We start from the raw sequence: 20,287 nt of genomic DNA on the forward strand, positions 1-20,287 counted from the left end.
TGCTCAGCGGCGCCGGGAATGGCGGCGGAGTGCATAAAGCAGGACCAGCCCCGCCGCCAGACCGGCCAGCGCCCACAGCACTTCCTTGTGGCCGCTGGCGGTCGCCAGCGCTCCCAGCTGGCTACCCAGCAGCGTTACCCCTGCCAGCCCGGGCACGATGCCCAGCGTCGACCCCAGCATGTAGTCGCGAAAGCGCAGACGAAACGCACCGGCCAGCATATTGGTGAGCGTAAACGGCGCCAGCGGTAAAAGGTTGACAATAACCATGGCGCGAACGGCGCGTCCGGAGAGATAACCCGCCAGGCCGTTCAGCCGCCGGCCGCCGTACTCCATCAGCGCCTCGCGCCCCAGGCGCCTGCCGATGGCATACGACACCATCGACGAGCAGAGCGTGCCCAGGGTCGCGTAGACAAAGCCCCAGACCGGGCCGAATATCAGCCCGGTGACGGCCACCAGAAGGCTCAGCGGAAACATCACCAGCAGCGCTATGACATACGCCACTGCTACCGCCGCAAACGCCCAGCGCGCCTCCCGCCATTGCGGCCAGCGGGCAACCCAGCCGCGCACATGCTCGACGGTGATAACATCGTGCACCGTCAGCCACTGCCAGAGCCCGCCCAGCGCCAGCAGGAGCACCAACGCGCCCAGTCCCATCGCCAGCGATCGTGTCATCTGCCTGTTTTGCATATATCCGTGGCCTCCATGTTTTAGCCTCCATCACCCGGGCGAGCCGTCAACAGGTCGGCGAGGGGCGCTATCAATCCCTCCCCGGACGCTATCCACGCCGGCCCTGGCGTAGAACTACTCTTCGACCTGCCCCGGCTCTTCGAACACAGGTCCGCGATACCGGAAGCGAAACGGCCGCGTTTCATGCTATGTTCAGCGGCGCGATTCCCTGACCCCGCCCGAGGAGATTCAAGCGCGTGCCACGCCGGCGACTCATCACCTGGATTTTTTATCTGACCCTGGCGCTGATCGCGGCGCTGCTGGGCTACAAGGTTTACCTGAACTTTTTCGAGCAGGATTTTGCCGCTACCCATGCCGTTCAGGTCAAACGGATCGAAACCCTGCTGGATAACCGGGAGCACTATCGCTTTGCGGTGTTGGGCAACATCAATAACTCGGTAGGTATCTTTGAACGCAAGATTATCCCGCGGCTTAACCAGGGCGACTACGACTTTGTTATCTCGGCGGGCAATGCCGTGTCCAGCGGCGGCGAAGACAAGTACCGCGCGCTGTTCGGTACGCTGTCGCACCTGGCGATTCCCTATCTGCTGACCTTCGGCACCCACGAGGAAAGCCGCATCGGCGGGTTTCGTTTTTACGATCACTTCGGCCCCTACCATTTCAGCTTCAAGGCCGGGGATACCCGCTTCACGTTCCTCGACAGCACCGGCACCACCGACTACGGCTGGCAGCGCCGCTGGCTGGGGGAGCTATTGACCCCCTCCTCGCCCCGCAACCACTTTGTGTTCAGCGCTGCGCCGCTGTATCCGGTCGACGATACCGGCCCCGGGCAGCTGGACAGCGATGCGCGCCTGCCCGACGAGCTGCGCCGGTCCCTGACCCGACTGCTGGAAGACGCCGGGGTGGACGCGGTGTTTTCCAGCGAGCTGTCGCTGTTTGATCGTCAGACTCACGGCGATACCGACTACGTGGTCACCGGCGGTGCCGGCGGTCTGGTACTGGGTCGCGGGCGCAGCCGCTACCACTTTGTTGCCGTGGACGTCGACGGCGATAGCGTAACCATCGAAGAAAAGCCGCTGGATATCGGCCAGCACCCGTTCTGGCGCACCGCCGAGAGCCTGTGGTTTTTTATCTATTCGCTGTTTTACGTGGGCTATCTCAACTTCATTCTGCTGGTGGCCATCCTGGTGGCGCTGGCGATCTGGCTGAAGCGCAAGTTGTTCACCGAGCCGGACTACTACCCGGACTTTGATATCGACCCCGACGCCGACGACGGGACACCGCTGCGCACGGCGCTGTTCACCAACAACTACCTGCCGTTTATCGGCGGCGTGCCGATTTCCATCGAGCGGCTCAAGCGCGGACTCCAGCAGCTCGGGCATCCACTGTTGATTGTTGCCCCGCGTTACGGCCAGCCCTCCGCGGCGGATGAAGCCGACGTACTGCGCCTGCGCTCGCTGCTGCCGCTGGGCAAGCATCAGGAGTTCCGCCTGGCGAATGTCTTCAGCCGGCGGCTGGTGACCCGGGTGCGCCGCTTTGCCCCGGATATCATCCACGTTCATCACCCCTTCTGGATCGGCCGCGCCGGTCAGCTGCTGGGGCGCCTGCTGCGCGTGCCGGTGGTGTATACCTACCATACCCGCCTGGAACACTACGCCCATTATGTACCGCTGCCGGGGCCGCTGTTCCGCAACTTTATTTCCCACGCCCTGGTCAAGCGTTTTGCCAACGGCTGCGATGCGGTCATCGTCCCGACCAGCTCGGTAGAGGAATACCTGCGTATTATCGGGGTGAAAAAACCGATTTTCGTCCAACCCACGGGCATCGAATACGAACGCTTCGCCCGGGTTGACCGCGACGCCGTTCAGGCGCTGAAAACGCGCCTCGGGCTGGACGACAAGCGCGTGCTGGTGTCGATCTCGCGGCTGAGCCGGGAAAAGAATATCGGCTTCATGCTCGACGGCCTGCGCCGGCTGCACAATGCCGGCGAGCACGATGCCCACCTGCTGCTGGTAGGCGAAGGCCAGGACCGCAAGCGCCTGGAAGCGCGCATCCGCACGCTCGGCCTTGAGCGGCACGTCACCCTGGCCGGCGCCGTAGCGCCGGAGGATATTCCGCTGTACTGCCACACCGCCGAGCTGTTCGTGTTTGCCTCACGTTCGGAAACCCAGGGCATGGTCGTGCTCGAAGCCATGGCGACGGGGCTGCCGGTGGTGGTCATCCGTTCCAGCGGCATCGAGGATATCGTCCGCCAGGGCAGCAACGGCTACAAGACCGCCCCGGACACTCAGGCCTGGAGCCAGGCGGTGGCCGAGCTGCTCGATGACGCCGCCAGGCGCCGGCGCATGGGCCAGCAAGCAGCGGCCTTTGCCGCCGACCACCGTATCGAGCGCTTTGCCCACAACGTGCTGCGCGCCTATCGCTATGCGCTGGCGGCCCGGCGCAAGCGCGCCGCGAAAGGCTCGCGCCGGCAGCGCTGATACCCGGCGCCGGTCAGTCGTCTTCCGCCACGGCAATACGGAACCAGAGCGCGTAGAGCGCGGGCACAAACAGCAGCGTAATCAGCGTGCCCGCCGCAACACCGCCAATGAGGACAAAGGCCAGCGGCCCCCAGAAGCTGTCCAGGGTCAGCGGAATAAACGCAAAAATCGCCGCCAGCGCGGTAAGCACCACCGGCCGGGCGCGTTGCACGCCGGCTTCGACCACCGCCTCGCGCAGCGACAGACCCTGGTAACGATTGTCGTCGACCTGCTGGGTCAGAATCAGGGTATTGCGCATCAGAATCCCCGCCAGCCCGATCAGCCCCAGCATGGCCACAAAGCCGAACGGCTGGCCGAACAGCAACAGCGCGCCCACCGCGCCGATCAGGCCCAGCGGCGCCGTTGCCACCACCATGAAGGTGCCGGCAAACGAGCGCATCTGCAGCATGATGAACGTCAGCATGAGGATGACCATCAGCGGTTGCAGCGCCTTGATCGACGCCTCGGCCTTCGACGACTGTTCCACCGAGCCGCCGATTTCCAGGCGGTAATCTTCGGGCAGGTCGCGGCGTAGCGACGCCAGCGAGTCCCAGACATCAAAGCTGACGTCCTTGGCCTGGGCGCCTTCCACCTCGGCGTTGACGGCAACAAAGGGTTCGCGGTTGTAGCGCTTGATCACCGGCTGCTCAAAGGTCACGTCCAGTTCGCCCAGCTGGGTCAGCGGTACGCGCTTGCCGTCTGCGGTCTGCACTTCGAGACTTTCCAAAGTGGCCACGTCGTCCGCCTCGGCACGCCCCACGGCGGGCACCAGACGGATGCCGTCGCGCAGCCGGGTAATGGTTACACCGTCAAGCTGAAACTGCAGCTGACGCGCCACGTCGTCGGGCGACAGTCCCAGCAGGCGCAGCCGGTGGCTATCCATGTCCAGGTGCACCGCGGGCACTCGGCCGTCCCAGGCCAGGTGCGGGTCACGCGTTGCCGGGTGCTCGGCGAATATCCGGCGCACATCGTGGGCAATATCGCGCAGCCGATCGGTATCGGGGCCCATGACGCGCACGCTCACCGGCCATTCCACCGGCGGGCCGTACAGCAGCGTTTCCACCCGCACCCGAGCTTCGGGAAATTCGCCGTTATCCACGTGCCGGTTGAGCGTTTTGATCAGCGCATCCCGGGCGTCGATATCGTCGGCCACGGCAATCAGCTTGGCGAAGGCGGGATTGGGCTGTTCAGGGCTCGCCGAGATGAAAAACCGTGGCGCGCCGCGGCCGATATACGCCGACATCGACGCCACGCCGTCGGCCGCGTCGATAAGCTGTTCCAGCCGCCGCGCGGTGGCGTCGGTCGCTTCGATGGCGGTGCCTTCGGGATGGTCGATGCTGACCAGCACTTCAAGGCGGTCCGACGCGGGGAAAAACTGCTTTTCCACCGGCCCGGCCATACCGGCTACCGCGAGCAGGAGCAGGGCAAGCGTCGTGCCCACCACGGTTTTGCGATAGCGCACGCAGGCGCTGACACCCCGGCGCAGCCGCCGATAATGGGCAGACTGATAGGCGTTCTCTTCGGTTGTGGCCCGCTTGTGGCGCGCCGGCATCAGCTTGACGCCCAGGTAGGGGGTAAACACCACCGCCACCAGCCAGGACAGCGGCAGCGCGATCGCCAGCACCCAGAAAATGTTGCCGGCGTATTCGCCCACGTTGGAACGCGCAAAGCCGATGGGCACAAAGCCGGCCACCGTGACCAGGGTGCCGAACAGCATCGGCGCGGCGGTGACTTTCCAGGCGTGGGAGGCCGCGCTCACTCGATCCCAGCCCTGCTCCATCTTCACCATCATCATCTCGATGGCGATGATGGCATCGTCCACCAGCAGCCCCAGGGCGATAATCAGCGCACCCAGCGTTACCCGGTCGAGATTGATGCCCATGGCTTTCATGACCACAAACGTCATGGCCAGCGTCACCGGAATGGCGATCCCCACCACCACGCCGGCGCGCAGCCCGACCGCCACCATGGTGACCAGCATGACCACCACCACGGCGACCAGGAACTTCACCTGAAACAGATTCACCGCGCCGGCAATGGCGTCGGCCTGGTTGGTCATCACATCCAGGGAGATACCCAGCGGCAGCCGCTCGCTTTCCTGTTCCCAGAAGTCGTCCAGGCGCTCGCCGAAGGCCAGGCCGTTTTCGCCGTCGCGCATGACCACGCCCAGCAGCAGCGCGTCCTTTTCAAAGGCGCGCACCATGAAATCGGGCGGGTCTTCATAGCCCCGCGTTACGCTGGCGAGATCCCCCAGCCGTATCAGCTGCCCGTCAATACGAATCGGCACATCGGCCAGCGCCTCGGGATTGGAAAGGTCGCTGCCCAGGCGCAGATAGACGCGGGGCCCGCCGGTTTCCAGGTAGCCGGCGGGCAAGAGTTTGTTGTGCGCTTCAATGGCGTCAAAGACGTCCCCGGGGGCAATGCCCAGGCTTTGTAAGCGCGGCATGTCAAAGTCGATCTGCACCCGCTCATCGCGTTCGCCCAGCACCTCGGCGCGGTTGACGCCGTCCACGCGCTGCAATCGGTCGCGTATCCCCTCGGCTTCGCGGAGCATCTCGCGCATGGACAGATCCGGGGCGGTCAGCGCCACCAGCGAGAAGTACACGTCGCCGAAGTCTTCGTTGATAATCGGCCCGATCACGCCGTCGGGCAGCTCATCGGTGGCGTCCTGCATGCGCCGGCGCACCTGATAAAAGCGCTGGGGCACCGCCTCGCCGGGCGTGGACTCCTCGAACTCGATCTGCATATCGGCGCGCCCGGGGCGAATGGTGGTCTCGACCCGATCGAGGTTGTCGACCGCCTGTATCTGCTTTTCCAGCGGATCGGCGACGTGGTTCTGAATCTCTTCCGGCGTGGCCCCTGGCCAGACCGCCGACACCATCATCACGCGCATGGTGAAGTCGGGGTCCTCCGCGCGTCCCATGGAGACAAAGGCATATAGCCCGGCGAGCAGCGCCACCAGCAGAAAGAACAGCGTAACCGAGCGCTCGCGCACCGCCAGCGCCGAGAGGTTGGGAAAACTCACGATGCCGACTCCTCATTGGCGTCTGCGGCCTCGGTCTCAAGCGCCTCCACCGGCATGTCCAGCGTCAGCAGATGGGTGCCCAGGGCAATCACGTCCATCCCGGCATCCAGCGCTTCGCCGCTGACCAACGCCCGATCGCGCTGCATGCGAGCCACGTCTACCGCCAGGGTTTGCGCTTTGCCGTCCACGATATGCCACACCTGCGCGCCCTCACCGCGTTCATCGACGGCGGCCGCCGGCACGCGGTAAAGCACCGGCGTATCGGCGGACCCGGCCAACTGGGCAGGGGCGGTAGCAAAGCGGGTCCTGACGACTTCGCCCAGCCCCGGCGCATCCGGCAGCGACTCGGCCAGCCGGTAACGCGCCTGCCAGGTGCGGCTGGCCGGATCCACCGAGCCGGCAACTTCCCGACGCTCCAGGCCGATGCGTTTGCCCTCCAGCAGCAGTTCACCCGACGCCGGCGGGCGCACATCCGACGGAAAGGCCACCTCGACTTCCCGGGCGCCGGCGCGGGCCAGCTGCGCAACCGGCTGGCCGGTATCCACTATCTGCCCCGGTTCGCCGCTGACCCGAGTCAACAGGCCGTCATCCTCGGCGCGCAATGTGGCGTAGTCCAAGGCGTTTTGCGCCTGCTCCACGCGCGTGCGGGCCGCCTCCTGCTCGGCATCGGCCTGCCGGGCCGAGAGTTTGGCGCGGTCAAACGCCTGTTGGCTGAGATAGTCACGCTGAAACATCTTGCGGTCGCGCTCGAGATCGGCCTGAGCCACGGCCGCCGACGCGCTGGCAGACGCCAGCTCGGCCTGAGCGCCGGTGAGAGACTCGCGCAGATCGCTGTCGTCCAGGGTAAACAGCACGTCGCCACTGGTCACTTTTTCGCCCGAATCGACCTCGCGGGTGGCGATTCGGCCGCTGACCTGAAAGGCCTGGGGCGTTTCGTAGCGGGCGCGGATCACCCCGGTCAAGCGGATGGTGGGGGCTTTTACGGTGTCTACCGGGGCGGTTTTCACCCGCCGCGGACCGGCGGTGTCATCGCGGCTGGACGAATCGCCGCAGCCCGTCAGCAGAAGTGCGATACACAGGAAGGCAGCTGGTTTACGCATGGGACGTCTCTTGGGCCGGCTTGGGTCGAAAATACCAGAATAAATCAAACGGTCGTTTATTAACACGCCATCGGTTAATACGCTTACGACAGCCAGGCATACACCTGCTGACGCGAATAGCAGACAAAGCCGGCCGCCTGATACAGCCGGCGGGCGGGCGTATTGGTCATGTCCACCGAGAGCAGCAGCCGTTGCGCGCCGGCGTTGCGAGCCTCGGCAAAGGCGGCATTGAGCACCGCCTGGCCCAGCCCCTGACCACGAGCCGCCGGCACCAGCCCCATCAGCAACAGCTCCATGCCTTGCACCTCCGGACGCGGCGCCAGCAGCAACACGCCGGCCGGCGCGGCATCACCGCTCGCTGATGTTTGTATAACCCGCCAGTGGGCCGGCGCCTGCTCATCCTGCTGAAGGAAGCCGGCCAGCAGCGCTTCGGCATCCAGGACGTCGCATAGCGCCACGCAGTCCAGCGAGTCCTGCTGCACCGCGTCCAGCAGTGCCAGCTGCCGCGCGCTGTCCAGGCTATCCCAGGGCCGCTGGCGGATCGCCGGGGCCTCGGGCAGCGTGCCGGCATCGGGCACCGGGGCGGTGAGATATTCCAGCGGTGCCACCAGCGTCATACCGGCGCTTTCCAGCGCCCGGGCGGCGTCGCTCTGGTCGGGGGTGAGCACCGTCTGACAGAGCCTGAAGCCCTGTTCCGCGACCCAGCGGCGCGCATCGGCCAGCAGCGCGGCCGCCCGCTGCCCCGTGGCGTCGGACTGCCACAGCTGGGCCATGTTGCCGGGCAGCGGCTGCACCCAGAGCGCGGCCTCGAGCTCACCGTCCTGCAGCACAACCCTGAGTCCGTCCCAGTCGTGATCCGGCGCTTCAAGATGGGCATCAATGGCCTGCGCCAGCTCGCGGCGGCCGGCGGTGTGGCTGGCGGCCGCCAGCTGCATGACAGCCTGACGGCGTAACATCAGCGGGCAGGGCTCAACCGTCTCGGGGGCGTCATCGGGGGCTGGGGTCACGCGGGCATCTCCTGACTCTCAAGGGCATACAAAGCATCAAGGCATACGCAAAATAAACCGCACGAGCGGGTATCCGCGCCTTGAATCCGGGGGGTATCGCCTGCACATAGTAGCTAAATCTACCGTCTTATCAGAACCGCTTTTTCAGAGATATATCATGCCGATTATTGATCCGCGTACCGGCGAAGCGCTGACCGGCCCGCTCGACTCGTCCAGCCCATCCGCTGATACGGCCGCACCGCAGCCCGGCGCTCCGGGTGGCGAAGGCGCTGCCGCCTCGGGAGAGCTGCGCCGCGAAGACGTCATTATCGACGCCGACGCCGGCAACATTCAGCAGGTGCTGGAGGCCTCGATGCAGGTGCCGGTGCTGCTGGACTGCCGGGCCCCCGGGAATGAGTCGTGCCAGACGCTGACCCCGGTGCTGGAAAAGCTCGCCGTGGAATACCGCGGGGCGTTCATTCTGGCCAAACTCGACGTCGAGACTCATGCGGAAATCGGCGGCCAGCTGGGGGTGCAATCGGTGCCCGACGTCAAACTCGTCAGCCAGGGCGGCCTGGTGGACAGCTTTAACGGCGCGCTGCCGGAAAAGGACATCCGTGAATGGCTGGGCCGCTACTTCCAGCCGCCGGAAGACGCCCCGGCCAGCCCCGAGGAGCAGGCCGACGCCGCGCTCGAGGCCGGCGATGCCGCCGGTGCCCGTGAGATCTACCAGACGCTGATGGAGCAGTATCCCGAGCACTATGCCTACCAGGTCAGCCTGGCGCGCGCCCTGGTCGCCGAAGGCCGCGCCGAGGATGCCCGGGGCGTGCTGGAAAACCTGCCGCCGGAAGAACGCGACGCCGCGCCGGCGCGAGGCGTACGCGCCAGCATCGAGTTCGGTGAGCGCGCCCTGCCCCACGCCGAGATCGAGGCGCTGGGCGAGCGTGACGACAGCGAAGCGCGCTTCCAGCGTGCCCTGCGCCAGCTCGCCGACGGCCAGTACGAGGCCGGGCTGGAAGGCCTGCTGCGGCTGATGCAAAGCGACCGGAGCTACGGCGACGACGCCGCGCGCAAAACGCTGCTGCAGGTATTCGATGCCCTGGGCGCCGATCATCCGCTGACCGTGGCCTATCGGCGCCGGCTGTTCGCGCTGCTGTACTAGCCGCGACGATGGACGGGCCGGCGGCTCAGCCGCCGAGCAGGGCGTCCATGCGTGCGAGCGCGGCGTCGAGCTGGGTCGCCGTGGTGCCGAAATTGAGCCGCACAAAGCCGGGATGACCAAAGTCCGCGCCGTCCGATAGCGCCACCCCGGCGCGTTCCAGCAGCGCCTGCTGGGGCGAATCTCCCAGGCCCGCGTCGCGCATGTCGAGCCAGGCCAGATAGGTAGACTCGGGGGCGCTCATGCGCACCCCCGGCCACCGTGCGACGTAGCCGGCAATCCGGGTGCGATGGCCGCGTAGCGTCTCCAGCAGCGCCTGACGCCAGGGCTCGCCGTCGGTGTAGGCGGCTTCGGCCGCGACCAGCCCCAGGACGTTGCAGTCGGGAATCAGCCCGCTGGCGGCATGCTGAAAGCGCTGGCGCAGCGCCGGGTCGGGAATCACCGCGCAGGCGGTGCTCAGGCCGGCCAGGTTGAACGTCTTGGACGGCGCCCAGAGCGTCACGGTGCGCGCAGCGAGTTCGGGGAAAGCGACCGCCAGCGGCCGGTGGCTTGCACCTTCATCCAGCAGCAGGTCACAGTGCAGCTCATCGGAGACCACGTAGAGGTCATGGCGCACCACCAGCTCGGCCAGCCCGGCCAGCTCGTCTTCGCGCCACACCCGCCCGGTGGGGTTGTGCGGCTGGCACCAGAGCAGCAGCCGGGTTTTCGGGGTGATGGCGGCTTCCAGCGCGGCGAGGTCCAGCCGCCAGTCGCCGTCGGGAGTGTCCGGCGGCGTCAGCGCGGCCTGCTGCGTCAGCCGCTCGGTGTGCGGCGCCACGCTCAAAAATGGCGGGTAGATCGGGGTCACGGTCAAAATGCCGTCGCCGGGTTCGGTCAACGCCAGGCTGGCCAGGTGCAGCGCGGGCACCACGCCGGGCAGCCACTGCTGCCATTCGGGCTCGATAGCCCAGCCGTAGTGCTCCCGGCTCCAGTCGCACAGCGCGGTTTTGAGGCTGACGGGCACCTGGCCATAGCCGTAAATACCGTGGTCAACGCGACGCTGCAGCGCGTCGATCACCTCGGGCGGCGAACGAAAGTCCATGTCCGCTACCCAAAGCGGCAGGACATCGTCAGCGTAGCGGTGCCATTTCTTGGATGGCCAGCCACCCTCGGGGTCGCGCCGTTCAACCGGCGTGGCAAAATCAAACGCCATGATCATCCTCTCTGTTACGCAAAAGCCGATAGTCAACGGTGTCACAAAGGCACCGCCACGGCCATTATTCCCCAACCCGTTGCCGTCGGGAACCGTCAGGAGCCACTTTATGGCGATTCGCTACACCCTCTGGCTCGACCCGGACAATACGCCCCTGCACCGCGCCGTTGAGGCCGAGCTGGAACGCTATTTCATGGCGCGCTTTGCCGACTATCCGCACATCAGCCTGGCGGATGAAGACCCCTACGATTATGATGCGCCGTTCAACCGGCTTTACGACGTGCTGATGGCGCGCGCCGCCGAGTACTGCGAAGACCACTGGGGCTATGTGGCCACGCCCGGCCAGCTGAATCGCTGCTTTTTTCGCGCCGTGGGCCGTTCCAGCAAAATTGTGCCGAACGCGCCCGGCCAGTAGCGCGGCTTCTACTCACAAGCCGCCGACGCCTACAAGAGATACCGCCATGCTGATCCGTACCGAGCACCCGCCGTCAGTGTCCGAGCTTGAAATGATTACCCGCCAGCTGGGCCGTGCCCCCCGCGGCACCGAGTCCGTCGCGGCCGTGGACGGCGACGGCACGCCGCTGGTGCTGCGCATGGCGCCCATTGTGGGCGAGGCGCCGTTTCCCACCCTCTACTGGCTGTGCAGCGAGCGTCTGAAAGTGGCCATTTCGCACCTGGAGGCCGCCGGCGTGATCAAACAGCTGGAACAGCAACTCGCCGAAGACGCCGACTTTCTGGCCGCCTACCACCAGAGCCACCGCGACTACGTGACCGCTCGCTGGGCCTGGATGAGCGAGGCGCAGCGGGCCGATGTGGCGCGCCGCGGCTATACCCATGTTCTCACCGAGCGCGGTATCGGCGGCATTACCAACTGGAACCGGGTACGCTGCCTGCACACGCAGTACGCCCATCACCTGGGCAGCCACAACGCCATCGGCCAGTGGCTGGACGATGTTCACCAGCTGCACGACTGCCTGCCCTGAGTTGCTCGGCTTTTCCCCTTCGCCAACAAGGATTCCTTCATGGCCCATTTTTGCGTTTATCTCGGCTCACGACCGGGCAATCATCCCGATTTTCGCCAGGCTGCCGTCGCCCTGGGCCAGGCGCTAGCCCGGCGCGGCCATACGCTGGTTTACGGCGGCGCGCGCATCGGGCTGATGGGCGAGCTGGCCAACGCCGCGCTGGACGCCGGCGGTGAGGTCATCGGCGTCATGCCCGATCATCTGGTGGAGCGCGAGCAGGCGCACTTCGGGCTGAGCGAGCTGATCCGCGTGCGCGATATGCACGAGCGCAAGGCCCGCATGGCCGCCAACGCCGATGCCTTCATGGCGCTGCCCGGCGGGATCGGCACGCTGGAAGAGCTGTTTGAAATCTGGACCTGGGGGTATCTCGACCTGCACCAGAAACCCCTGGGCGTGCTTAACGTCCAGAGGTTCTATACCCCGCTGATGACCTTTATCGATTCCGCCGTCGGCCACGGTTTTCTCAACGCCCCGACTCGGGACATGCTGCTTGACGCCGAGACGCCCGACGCACTGCTGGATGCCCTGGAAGCCCGGCTGCCGGACTGACCCCGCCACTGATGACAAGGAGCCGATCATGCATGCCATTATCTACAATCAGCAACACGCCGAATGGCAGGAGACGCCCGATCCCGGCCACCCCGATGAAGGGGAGATACAGATCCAGGTGGCCTTTGCCGGCGTCAATCGCGCCGATCTGATGCAGCGCGCCGGGCACTACCCGCCGCCGCCCGGCGTGACCGAGGTGCCGGGGCTGGAAGTCAGCGGTATCGTATCCGCCGTGGGAGAAGGTGTCAGCCGGCCGGCCGTCGGCGACCGGGTCTGTGCGCTGCTGGCCGGCGGCGGCTACGCCGAAGCGGTCAACGTGGATGCCCGGCAGGCGCTGCCGCTGCCCGACGGTCTGGATCTGCGCCAGGGGGCGGCGCTGCCCGAGGTCTTTGCCACCGCCTGGCTCAACCTCTTCATGGAAGGCGGCCTGCAACCCGGCGAGCGTGCCCTGATTCACGCCGGCGCCAGCGGCGTAGGTAGCGCGGCCATTCAGCTGTGCCGGGCCTTTGGCCACCCCTGTCTGGTCACTGCCGGCAGCCAGGCCAAACTCGACGCCTGCGCCGCTCTGGGGGCCGACGCCGGCTTTAACCGCCACGACGGCAGCTTTGCCGATGCGGTAAAAGCCCGGGGCGGCGCCGATGTGATTCTCGACCCGGTGGGCGCCAGCTATCTGCCCGATAACCAGCGCGTGCTTAACACCGAAGGGCGGCTGGTACTTATCGGCATCATGGGCGGACGCCACGCCGAGCTGGATATGGGCCGGATGCTTTTGAAACGTCAGCGCCTGCTGGGCTCGACCCTGCGCGGCAAGTCATCGGCGGCCAAGGGGAGCATCATGCAGGCGCTGCACGAGCACGTCTGGCCGCTGCTGGAAAAGGGAGATATCCACGCGCTGCTGGACCACAGCTGGCCCATCGAGCAGATGGATGAGGCGCACGACCGGGTCGAGAGCAACGCCAATACCGGCAAGGTGCTGCTCGACGTCAATCCGCCGTCGTAAGCGCCAGGGTGTGGGCATAGGTGAGCTGCAGCAGGCGGGCGTCATCGCCGGCGCGATGACGCTGGATGCCGCGCTCGACAATCAGCGCCTCCCGGGTATCGCTCCACAGCGCCTGCTGGGCTTCGCTGAGCAGCAGGCGCAATGCCTCCAGACGGAAACCGGGGAGCATACCGGCATGATGAAACAGCAGCGACAGCCAGGTGTTGTCAAATCCCCAACTGTCGCTGTACGCCTTCCCCAGGCTACCCAGCTCATCGTTGAGCCAGCGGGCCACCTGTATTACCGGGCGCCCTTCGCGGTGCAGACGCTCGCGCGAGATGCCGTGGAGACGCTCCGCCCCGGGATCCCAGTGGGTCCACTCGTCCAGCGGCTGAATCAGGCACGCACAGCGGCTACCGTCGCTGCGGGCAATCCCCACTTCGATCGGATAGCTGCCACGCCCGAACCCGGACGCCTCGATATCCAGCAATGTCGGTAGCGTCTCGGTCACGGGCGTTCCTGTCCTGTGAAGCTCGTGGTGCGGGTAATCGCCGGCCGCAGGGCCCCGGCAAGAGGGAAGGGCTCGCGGCCGGTGAGCGCTCACGCGGCATTGCTCCCGGTGAGCGTATCGTCGGCCATCTGCTGCCAGTATTGCGCCTGGTCACCGTCAACCGCAAGCCCCAGTTCGCCCTGTTGGTAGGCGCGCACCAGGCGCTCGGCGGCGAGGTAGTGGCCGGCCTTGGCGGCTCGGGCATACCAGGTCACGGCGTACTCGTCGCGGCGCGGATACTGCGCGCAGCCGTACTCGTAAATCCTCGCGACCTGGTACTGGGCCTTGAGGCCGCCCGCGTGGGCCGCTTCCACCACGTAGCGCGCTCCGCGTGCCCTGTCCTGGGGCGAGGCGCTGCGATGAAACAGCATGTGCCCGTAAACCGACAGCGCGTCGGGATGCCCCGCGTCCGCGCAGCGCTTGAAGAGTCTCAACGTCAATCGCTGGGTGCGCTTTGATCGCGGCAGCAGCCAGCGGGTATGAAACAGCCTTTCGGCCAGACGATATTCAAGACGCGTAAACAAAGATGATGCCTGCAGCATGGCAAACCACCTTGCCTATCAAGTTGATACGGAAAGACCCTGAGCCAACGCCAGCGGTCACCCTGCCCCTGCTCAAACCGGCGCTGAGCCGGTGAAGGGTGGGCAAGCATACGCCCGGCGTGACGGGGACTCAACCCCCTCGATTTGCCGCCCGTGAACACCCTCGCTACCATGCCTTTCACGCGCAAGATAACGGCCGTTTGTGGCCACGAGTTTCCCGCTTTTCCGCAAGGAGATCACGATGCGTACGCGCCCCCTGGGTAATACCGGCATGGAGGTCAGCCGGCTGTGTCTGGGTACCATGACCTTCGGCGAGCAGAACACCGAGGCGCAGGCCCACGAACAGCTGGATCGTGCCGTGGCCTTTGGTATCAATTTTATCGATACCGCCGAGATGTATCCGGTGCCGCCGCGCGCCGACAGCCAGGGACTCACCGAGCGCCACGTCGGCTCCTGGCTTGCCCGGCGCGGCTCACGGGACGACGTCATTCTGGCCACCAAGGCTGCCGGCCCGGGGCTGAATCACGTCCGCGGCGGGCCACGGCTGACCCGGGAACACTTGCATCAGGCCATCGATAGCAGCCTGACACGGCTGCAAACCGATTACATCGACCTTTACCAGCTGCACTGGCCCGACCGGCAAGCCAACTTCTTCGGTCAGCTGGGCTATGAACACGACGAGGAAGAGGATGCCACGCCGCTGGAAGAAAGCCTTTCGGCGCTCAAGGAACTGGTCGACGCCGGCAAGGTACGCGCCATCGGCCTTTCCAACGAGACGCCCTGGGGTGTGATGAAAGCGCTCGAACTGGCCGACCGCCTGGACCTGCCCCGGGTTGCTTCGGTGCAGAACCCGTATAACCTGCTCAATCGCAGCTTCGAGGTAGGCCTGGCCGAAATCGCCCACCGTGAAAACGTGGGGCTGCTGGCCTATTCACCGCTGGCGTTTGGCGCGCTTTCGGGCAAGTACCTCAACGGTGCCCGTCCGGCCGGCGGACGACTGACGCTTTATGAGCGCTTTCAACGCTATACCACGCCGCAGGCGGAAAAAGCCGTCGAAAGTTACGTCTCGCTGGCCCGGGACAGCGGGCTGGACCCCGCGCAGATGGCGCTGGCCTATGTCAATTCGCGGCGTTTCCTCACCAGCAACATCATCGGGGCCACCACGATGGAGCAGTTGGAAAGCAATCTGGCGAGTGAAGCCCTGCGACTTGACGATGACGTCATCGACGCCATCGATGCTATTCACCGGCAGATGCCCAACCCCTGCCCGTAAGGCTCGGCGAAACGCTATCGGCGCCATAGCCCCGGTTTCGACCGGGGCCTGATAGTATGGCCCTCAGTATCGAAATCCTGCTAATCCGCATCGGCTTTGCCGATATCCGTTACCGGACCAGGGATCTTTTACCCAAGTTTCATGGAGCGTTGATGTTAAGCATTGTTTCTCCCGCCAAGAAGCTGGGGTTTGATACGCCGGCCACTACGTCCGACTACAGTCTTCCCGGCTTTTTGCCGCAAAGCCGTGAGCTGGTCGATATTCTGCGCGATTATTCCCCGCAGCAGCTCAGCGAGCTCATGAGCATCAGCGATAAACTGGCCGGCCTGAATGCTGCACGCTTCGGCGAATGGCAAACGCCTTTTACCCTGGACAATGCCAAACAGGCGGCTCAGGCGTTTCAGGGCGATGTGTATGCCGGGCTGGATGCGGCATCATTCAGCGACGCCGACAACCGCTTTGCCCAGACGCACCTGCGCATTCTGTCCGGCCTGTACGGCCTGTTGCGCCCGCTGGACCTGATTCAGCCCTATCGCCTGGAAATGGGGACTCGGCTGGCCAATCCGGCAGGCAAGGACCTTTATGCCTACTGGAAGCCCACACTGACACGGGCAGTGGATGAAGCCATTGCCCAGAGCGGATCCCGAGTGCTGGTCAACCTGGCCTCCGGAGAATACGCCAGGGCAGTGAACACCCGGGCGCTCGATGCCCGCGTTATCACGCCGGTATTCAAGGACGAGAAAAACGGCCGCGAAAAGATAATCAGCTTTTATGCCAAAAAGGCGCGCGGGCTAATGAGCGCCTGGATGATTCGCGAGCGGCTGGATGACGCCGACGGCTTGAAGGACTTCAACGTCGCCGGCTATCGCTTCAACGCTGCGGCATCGGAGGGAGATACCCTGGTATTCAGCCGGCGCGAGGAGGATCGCCCCTGAACCGGCTGCCCGCATCAGAAAAACGTCAGGGGACGCGCTGAACGCTGCTTGAAAAAAGCCTTGTGCGCCTGCCTGAAGGTATCGGTGTCACAGCGCTCCACCCATTCATAGGCCACCATGTCGGCCGACACCGCGACGGCACCGTCGGCACAGGCTCGCTCCCGGGCCAGCGCGGCATCTCCCTGACGCCGGCTGACGGTGGCCTCGCTGACCCAGTAAACGCGATAGCCTGCCGCCTGCAGGTCCAGCGCCGTCTGCAACACGCAAATGTGCGCTTCGGCCCCGCAAAGGACAATCTGCGATTTGCCCGTTGCTTCCAGCGCCTGGCGGAAATCCGGCTCGCCCATGGCACTGAAGTGCTGCTTTTGCCAGCACTGGTACTCGCCAAGCGTATCGAGAAGCTCGGGCGCACTGGCGCCTATCTTTTCCGGCGACTGCTCGGTGACCCAGACAGGGACGTCGACCAGCTCCGCCATACCCGATAGCCAGCCCGCTTCGTTGACGGCCTGGGTGCCACCATCCACTACCGGCAGCAAGCCGGCCTGTAGGTCCACGATCAGCAACAGACTCTTTTCACGATCCAGACGCATACCTTTTCCTTCTTGTAGGGTTATCACAAGGAGATACCGGCACAGGATAGGCTTTTTATTAGCTAAGCCTCAATGCCGGTACGTGGAAAAGACGGAATCTTTCGTTGTAGTCCCGCGCCTTGCAGGAGTTAACACATACGGCGGTTAATCCGCTGCGTCGTTGGCCGACTCCTGGATCTCGTCGCCCATCTCTTCAAGGCTGTCACCGGCCTCTTCCATGCTTTCATCAATGCTTTCACCGGCTTTTTCTGCCGGGCCCTTGTCGTCTTCACAGGCCGCCAGACCGCCTGCCAGCATCAGAATACCCAGCACGGCCATCAGCTTTTTCAGATTTGCATTCATGATTTTTGCTCCTGTTAACGTCATGTCGGTGCTTTAAGTCAGTGTTCTATATCAGCGCTTTATGTCAGTGCTTTATCGGCGGGTATACCCGGTAGTACCCCGTTTCGATATCGACTGAATGTAACAGAGCGCCTGCGGGAGGTCATGGTCAGCGGCGACAATGTCTTATTACCTGCACACAGCTGACCGGTTTTTAAAACACGCCCGCTCTTCCTGCTTTACATAAAACCCGCGCACACAAAAAACCCGGCACTGGGCCGGGTTCTCTGCACTGTACGTGCCTGACGATGACCTACTCTCGCATGGGGAGACCCCACACTACCATCGGCGCTGGGCGGTTTCACGGCTGAGTTCGGCATGGGTTCAGGTGGTTCCCGCCCGCTATGGTCGTCAGGCATGACCGGTCGTATATCAAGCTGCTGTGACACGTCTCGCGTATCCGACGGTGTTGCGTCTCTCGTTGTCCTGCGACCCGACCCCTTGGGTGTTATAGGGGCAAGCCTCACGGGCCATTAGTACCGGTTAGCTCAACGCCTTGCAGCGCGTCCACACCCGGCCTATCAACCAGCTCGTCTTGCTGGGCCCTTCAGGAGGCTCACGGCCTCGGGGATGTCTCATCTTGAAGGGGGCTTCCCGCTTAGATGCTTTCAGCGGTTATCCCGTCCGCACTTAGCTACCCGGCAATGCCACTGGCGTGACAACCGGAACACCAGAGGTGCGTCCACTCCGGTCCTCTCGTACTAGGAGCAGCCCTTCGCAAACATCCTGCGCCCACGGCAGATAGGGACCGAACTGTCTCACGACGTTCTAAACCCAGCTCGCGTACCACTTTAAATGGCGAACAGCCATACCCTTGGGACCGACTTCAGCCCCAGGATGTGATGAGCCGACATCGAGGTGCCAAACACCGCCGTCGATGTGAACTCTTGGGCGGTATCAGCCTGTTATCCCCGGAGTACCTTTTATCCGTTGAGCGATGGCCCTTCCATGCAGAACCACCGGATCACTAGAACCTGCTTTCGCACCTGCTCGACGTGTCTGTCTCGCAGTCAAGCACCCTTGTGCTCTTGCACTCACTGCACGATGTCCAACCGTGCTGAGGGTACCTTCGTGCTCCTCCGTTACACTTTGGGAGGAGACCGCCCCAGTCAAACTACCCACCACACACGGTCCTCGATCCGGATCACGGATCGGAGTGAGAACGCCCATGATGCCGGGCTGGTATTTCAAGGGTGGCTCCCCCCGGTCTGGCGACCGGGGTTCCATGCCTCCCAGCTATCCTACACAGGCATCATCAGCGTCCAGTGTGAAGCTATAGTAAAGGTTCACGGGGTCTTTCCGTCTGGCCGCGGGTACACCGCATCTTCACGGCGATTTCAATTTCACTGAGTCTCGGGTGGAGACAGCGTGGCCGTCATTGCGCCGTTCGTGCAGGTCGGAACTTACCCGACAAGGAATTTCGCTACCTTAGGACCGTTATAGTTACGGCCGCCGTTTACCGGGGCTTCGATCAAGCGCGTCGCCGGAGCTAACGCCATCACTTAACCTTCCGGCACCGGGCAGGCGTCACACCCTATACGTCCGCTTGCGCGTTGGCAGAGTGCTGTGTTTTTAGTAAACAGTTGCAGCCACCTGGTATCTTCGACCGCCTTCCGCTCGACCCGCGAGGGGCGTCACGGCGTGGCGGCGTGCCTTCTCCCGAAGTTACGGCACCATTTTGCCTAGTTCCTTCACCCGAGTTGTCTCAAGCGCCTGGGGATTCTCACCCTGACCACCTGTGTTGGTTTGGGGTACGGTCGCACTGTATGTAGAGCTTAGAGGCTTTTCCCGGAAGCGTGGCATCAATGACTTCAACACCGGAGTGTCTTCGTCTCGTGTCTCGGCCCGGGAGAACCGGATTTGCCTGATTCTCCAGCCTACGCACTTTCACCGGGACAACCGTCGCCCGGCTCACCTAGCCTTCTTCGTTCCCCCATCGCCATACAGTCCGGTACGGGAATATTGACCCGTTTCCCATCGACTACGCCTTTCGGCCTCGCCTTAGGGGCCGACTCACTCTGCTCCGATTAGCGTCGAACAGAAACCCTGGGTCTTCCGGCGAGGGCGTTTTTCACGCCCTTTATCGTTACTCATGTCAGCATTCGCACTCGTGATACCTCCAGCGGACTTCTCAATCCACCTTCGTCGGCGTACACGACGCTCCTCTACCACGCATCCGACGGATGCGTCCGTAGCTTCGGTAACCGGTTTAGCCCCGTTACATCTTCCGCGCAGGCCGATTCGACCAGTGAGCTATTACGCTTTCTTTAAAGGATGGCTGCTTCTAAGCCAACCTCCTGGCTGTCTGAACCTTCCCACTTCGTTTCCCACTGAACCGGTATTTGGGGACCTTAGCTGACGGTTTGGGTTGTTGCCCTTTCCACAGTGGACGTTAGCACCCACTGTGTGTCTCCCACGCTCGCACTCACCGGTATTCGGAGTTTGCCTCGGGTTGGTAAGTCGGGATGACCCCCTAGCCGAAACAGTGCTCTACCCCCGGCGGTGATACGTGAGGCGCTACCTAAATAGCTTTCGAGGAGAACCAGCTATCTCCGGGCTTGATTAGCCTTTCACTCCGACCCACAGCTCATCCCCTCATTTTTCAACATAAGTGGGTTCGAGCCTCCAGTTGCTGTTACGCAACCTTCACTCTGGCCATGGGTAGATCGCCCGGTTTCGGGTCTATTGCCGGCAACTGTGCGCCCTGTTAAGACTCGCTTTCGCTACGCCTCCCCTCGTCGGTTAAGCTCGCTACAGACAATAAGTCGCTGACCCATTATACAAAAGGTACGCGGTCA

17 protein-coding genes and 2 rRNA genes are annotated in these 20,287 nt (G+C 64.0%); 8 read left to right on the top strand and 11 right to left on the bottom strand.

The window, feature by feature from the left end:
• Nucleotides 1–3: 3 nt before the first annotated feature.
• On the bottom strand, nucleotides 4–672 hold the full coding sequence (locus tag C793_RS0112400) for a TVP38/TMEM64 family protein (RefSeq protein ID WP_026106276.1): 669 nt from the start codon (nucleotides 670–672) through the stop codon (nucleotides 4–6).
• Between the two features lie 251 nt (nucleotides 673–923).
• On the opposite strand from C793_RS0112400, the gene C793_RS0112405 reads away from it, so the two are divergent.
• On the top strand, nucleotides 924–3,167 hold the full coding sequence (locus tag C793_RS0112405; protein ID WP_017431272.1) for a glycosyltransferase: 2,244 nt from the start codon (nucleotides 924–926) through the stop codon (nucleotides 3,165–3,167).
• A 13-nt stretch (nucleotides 3,168–3,180) separates the two neighbouring features.
• On the opposite strand, the gene C793_RS0112410 is transcribed toward C793_RS0112405, so the two are convergent.
• The 3 genes from C793_RS0112410 to C793_RS0112420 all read right to left on the bottom strand — a co-directional run bounded on the left by C793_RS0112410 (nucleotide 3,181) and on the right by C793_RS0112420 (nucleotide 8,338).
• Nucleotides 3,181–6,231, bottom strand: coding sequence for an efflux RND transporter permease subunit (locus C793_RS0112410; RefSeq protein ID WP_017431273.1), 3,051 nt, complete (start codon nucleotides 6,229–6,231; stop codon nucleotides 3,181–3,183).
• Entirely contained in the window at nucleotides 6,228–7,331 is a 1,104-nt protein-coding gene (locus tag C793_RS13975) for an efflux RND transporter periplasmic adaptor subunit (protein WP_017431274.1), read from the bottom strand. The genes C793_RS0112410 and C793_RS13975 overlap by 4 nt, the downstream gene beginning before the upstream one ends.
• Nucleotides 7,332–7,414: 83 nt before the next feature.
• Entirely contained in the window at nucleotides 7,415–8,338 is a 924-nt protein-coding gene (locus tag C793_RS0112420; RefSeq protein ID WP_017431275.1) for a GNAT family N-acetyltransferase, read from the bottom strand.
• 157 nt (nucleotides 8,339–8,495) lie between these two features.
• Between C793_RS0112420 and C793_RS0112425 the strand changes: the two genes are divergently transcribed.
• Nucleotides 8,496–9,479: a tetratricopeptide repeat protein gene (locus C793_RS0112425; protein ID WP_017431276.1), complete on the top strand. Its 984-nt coding sequence runs from the start codon at nucleotides 8,496–8,498 to the stop codon at nucleotides 9,477–9,479.
• A gap of 25 nt (nucleotides 9,480–9,504) precedes the next feature.
• On the opposite strand, the gene C793_RS0112430 is transcribed toward C793_RS0112425, so the two are convergent.
• Complete coding sequence (locus C793_RS0112430; protein ID WP_026106277.1) at nucleotides 9,505–10,668, bottom strand: MalY/PatB family protein; 1,164 nt, start codon at nucleotides 10,666–10,668, stop codon at nucleotides 9,505–9,507.
• Between the two features lie 109 nt (nucleotides 10,669–10,777).
• Between C793_RS0112430 and C793_RS0112435 the strand changes: the two genes are divergently transcribed.
• The 4 genes from C793_RS0112435 to C793_RS0112450 are packed head-to-tail and all read left to right on the top strand — an operon-like array spanning nucleotide 10,778 to nucleotide 13,239.
• Entirely contained in the window at nucleotides 10,778–11,083 is a 306-nt protein-coding gene (locus C793_RS0112435) for a hypothetical protein (protein ID WP_017431278.1), read from the top strand.
• Between the two features lie 46 nt (nucleotides 11,084–11,129).
• The gene (locus C793_RS0112440; protein ID WP_017431279.1) at nucleotides 11,130–11,651 is read left to right on the top strand and encodes a DUF501 domain-containing protein; all 522 of its coding nucleotides are present in this window, start codon (nucleotides 11,130–11,132) and stop codon (nucleotides 11,649–11,651) included.
• Between the two features lie 39 nt (nucleotides 11,652–11,690).
• A complete protein-coding gene (locus C793_RS0112445; RefSeq protein ID WP_017431280.1) occupies nucleotides 11,691–12,239 on the top strand; it encodes an LOG family protein in 549 nt (182 codons plus the stop codon).
• A 28-nt stretch (nucleotides 12,240–12,267) separates the two neighbouring features.
• Nucleotides 12,268–13,239 carry an NAD(P)H-quinone oxidoreductase gene (locus C793_RS0112450; protein ID WP_017431281.1) on the top strand — a complete coding sequence of 324 codons (972 nt, stop codon included), beginning with the start codon at nucleotides 12,268–12,270 and terminating at the stop codon, nucleotides 13,237–13,239.
• On the opposite strand, the gene C793_RS0112455 is transcribed toward C793_RS0112450, so the two are convergent.
• A complete protein-coding gene (locus C793_RS0112455; protein ID WP_017431282.1) occupies nucleotides 13,223–13,729 on the bottom strand; it encodes a hypothetical protein in 507 nt (168 codons plus the stop codon). The two genes, C793_RS0112450 and C793_RS0112455, sit on opposite strands and share 17 nt — an antisense overlap.
• A gap of 89 nt (nucleotides 13,730–13,818) precedes the next feature.
• The gene (locus C793_RS0112460) at nucleotides 13,819–14,310 is read right to left on the bottom strand and encodes a tetratricopeptide repeat protein (protein WP_017431283.1); all 492 of its coding nucleotides are present in this window, start codon (nucleotides 14,308–14,310) and stop codon (nucleotides 13,819–13,821) included.
• Nucleotides 14,311–14,551: 241 nt separating this feature from the next.
• On the opposite strand from C793_RS0112460, the gene C793_RS0112465 reads away from it, so the two are divergent.
• Nucleotides 14,552–15,583, top strand: a complete 1,032-nt coding sequence (locus C793_RS0112465) for an NADP(H)-dependent aldo-keto reductase (RefSeq protein WP_017431284.1) — start codon at nucleotides 14,552–14,554, stop codon at nucleotides 15,581–15,583.
• Between the two features lie 152 nt (nucleotides 15,584–15,735).
• Nucleotides 15,736–16,518, top strand: a complete 783-nt coding sequence (gene yaaA, locus C793_RS0112470; RefSeq protein ID WP_017431285.1) for a peroxide stress protein YaaA — start codon at nucleotides 15,736–15,738, stop codon at nucleotides 16,516–16,518.
• 14 nt (nucleotides 16,519–16,532) lie between these two features.
• Here the strand turns inward: yaaA and C793_RS0112475 are convergent, their stop codons facing one another.
• From C793_RS0112475 to C793_RS0112490, 4 genes are all read right to left on the bottom strand, one after another.
• Nucleotides 16,533–17,108, bottom strand: coding sequence for an isochorismatase family protein (locus tag C793_RS0112475; protein ID WP_017431286.1), 576 nt, complete (start codon nucleotides 17,106–17,108; stop codon nucleotides 16,533–16,535).
• Nucleotides 17,109–17,252: 144 nt separating this feature from the next.
• On the bottom strand, nucleotides 17,253–17,450 hold the full coding sequence (locus tag C793_RS0112480) for a hypothetical protein (RefSeq protein WP_017431287.1): 198 nt from the start codon (nucleotides 17,448–17,450) through the stop codon (nucleotides 17,253–17,255).
• A 279-nt stretch (nucleotides 17,451–17,729) separates the two neighbouring features.
• Nucleotides 17,730–17,845, bottom strand: a 5S ribosomal RNA gene (rrf, locus tag C793_RS0112485).
• 96 nt (nucleotides 17,846–17,941) lie between these two features.
• Nucleotides 17,942–20,287: ribosomal RNA gene (locus tag C793_RS0112490) — 23S ribosomal RNA — on the bottom strand; the annotation flags it as partial.

Source organism: Vreelandella jeotgali Hwa (assembly GCF_000334215.1).
Lineage (GTDB): Bacteria > Pseudomonadota > Gammaproteobacteria > Pseudomonadales > Halomonadaceae > Vreelandella > Vreelandella jeotgali.

Excerpts from the sequence above, each read along its gene's own strand:
- C793_RS0112400 (WP_026106276.1), bottom strand. The coding sequence starts at position 672 with ATGACACGATCGCTGGCGATGGGACTGGGCGCGTTGGTGCTCCTGCTG.
- C793_RS13975 (WP_017431274.1), bottom strand. The coding sequence starts at position 7,331 with ATGCGTAAACCAGCTGCCTTCCTGTGTATCGCACTTCTGCTGACGGGC.
- C793_RS0112425 (WP_017431276.1), top strand. The coding sequence starts at position 8,496 with ATGCCGATTATTGATCCGCGTACCGGCGAAGCGCTGACCGGCCCGCTC.
- C793_RS0112430 (WP_026106277.1), bottom strand. The coding sequence starts at position 10,668 with ATGGCGTTTGATTTTGCCACGCCGGTTGAACGGCGCGACCCCGAGGGT.
- C793_RS0112435 (WP_017431278.1), top strand. The coding sequence starts at position 10,778 with ATGGCGATTCGCTACACCCTCTGGCTCGACCCGGACAATACGCCCCTG.
- C793_RS0112440 (WP_017431279.1), top strand. The coding sequence starts at position 11,130 with ATGCTGATCCGTACCGAGCACCCGCCGTCAGTGTCCGAGCTTGAAATG.
- C793_RS0112445 (WP_017431280.1), top strand. The coding sequence starts at position 11,691 with ATGGCCCATTTTTGCGTTTATCTCGGCTCACGACCGGGCAATCATCCC.
- C793_RS0112450 (WP_017431281.1), top strand. The coding sequence starts at position 12,268 with ATGCATGCCATTATCTACAATCAGCAACACGCCGAATGGCAGGAGACG.
- C793_RS0112460 (WP_017431283.1), bottom strand. The coding sequence starts at position 14,310 with ATGCTGCAGGCATCATCTTTGTTTACGCGTCTTGAATATCGTCTGGCC.
- C793_RS0112465 (WP_017431284.1), top strand. The coding sequence starts at position 14,552 with ATGCGTACGCGCCCCCTGGGTAATACCGGCATGGAGGTCAGCCGGCTG.
- yaaA (WP_017431285.1), top strand. The coding sequence starts at position 15,736 with ATGTTAAGCATTGTTTCTCCCGCCAAGAAGCTGGGGTTTGATACGCCG.
- C793_RS0112475 (WP_017431286.1), bottom strand. The coding sequence starts at position 17,108 with ATGCGTCTGGATCGTGAAAAGAGTCTGTTGCTGATCGTGGACCTACAG.
- C793_RS0112480 (WP_017431287.1), bottom strand. The coding sequence starts at position 17,450 with ATGAATGCAAATCTGAAAAAGCTGATGGCCGTGCTGGGTATTCTGATG.